1 protein-coding gene is annotated in these 1,130 nt (G+C 57.8%); it reads left to right on the top strand.

Annotated elements, in window-relative coordinates:
- Positions 1-122: 122 nt before the first annotated feature.
- Positions 123-1,115 carry an OmpA family protein gene (locus tag Q4P78_RS09185; protein ID WP_303340067.1) on the top strand — a complete coding sequence of 331 codons (993 nt, stop codon included), beginning with the start codon at positions 123-125 and terminating at the stop codon, positions 1,113-1,115.
- The last annotated feature ends 15 nt before the right edge of the window (positions 1,116-1,130 follow it).

Below are 1,130 nucleotides of genomic sequence, written 5' to 3'. Positions count from 1 at the left end.
ATGGCTTTGATGCCGCTTCAGGCGCAGCGTACGGTCAAGGGGTCGCGCTTCTTTGACAATTGGTCGGTGGGTGTGTCGGGGGCGGCCTGTCGCGCCCTGCCCACAGCGACTTCTTGGAAGATATGCGCCCTACCTACGGCGTGGAGTTGGGCAAGCAGCTTACCCCCGTGGTGGGCCTGGGCCTACAGCTCACGGCGGCTACCCGGGTGAGTGCCAGCCACACCATATTTAGTGCCTCAAACCTCAGCCTTTTGGGCAAGTTCAACCTTTCCAACCTGTTAGCGGGCTACCATGGCCGCCCTCGGGTGTTTGAGCTTGAGGCCGTGGCCGGTGCAGGTTGGGGGCATCATTACAACCATGCCTCCTTAGGGGCTGACACCAATGGCTTTACCACAAAGTATGGCTTGAATTTCAACTTTAATTTGGGCCGTTTGCGGGCTTGGACGTTAGCGTTGCGTCCGGCCATCGTGTATGAGATGGAGAATCGCGGGGCGCATAATCAAGCTGCCTACAATGTAAATTGCAGTGCGGTGGAGCTGATGGCTGGTGTGACCTACCACTTCAAGAACCACAACAATGGCCGCCACCATTTTACCTTGCTCCGCCCCTATGACCAAGGCGAGGTAGATGCGCTGAATGCTAAAATCAATGACTTGCGCACCCAACTCAACGAGCGCGATGCGGAGCTGGCCCGCCAGCGGGCCGATGTGCGCGAGCTGCAACAATTGCTGAATGAGTGCCGTGACCAAAAGCCTGTGGTCGAGACGCAAACCATCACCACGAACACCCATTCGCTGGAGCAGACGGTTACCTTCCGTCAGGGAAGGACAGTCGTAGAACCCTCGCAGCTGCCCAATGTGGAGCGCGTGGCCACCTTCCTGCGCAACCACCCCCGTGCCACGGTAAGCATTCGCGGCTATGCTTCGCCCGAGGGCAGTGCTGAAATCAATGCCCAGTTAGCGGCTGCCCGTGCGGCTGCCGTAAAGGGCATTTTGGTCAGCAAATACAAGATAGACCCCGCTCGCATTACGGCTGAAGGGCAAGGCGTGGGCGATATGTTTAGCGAACCCGATTGGAATCGCGTGAGCATCTGCACCATTGATGAGGCTGATTAAGTGCCTTTCACGCGA

The sequence above is a fragment of the Rothia sp. (in: high G+C Gram-positive bacteria) genome (assembly GCF_030540545.1).
GTDB lineage: Bacteria > Actinomycetota > Actinomycetes > Actinomycetales > Micrococcaceae > Rothia.
The sequence above is the reverse complement of the archived record's forward strand: the minus strand, read 5'-3'. Positions and strand labels throughout refer to the sequence as shown.

Bases quoted from the DNA above. Each gene is read 5' to 3' on its own strand.
- Q4P78_RS09185 (WP_303340067.1), top strand. From the start codon at position 123: ATGCGCCCTACCTACGGCGTGGAGTTGGGCAAGCAGCTTACCCCCGTG.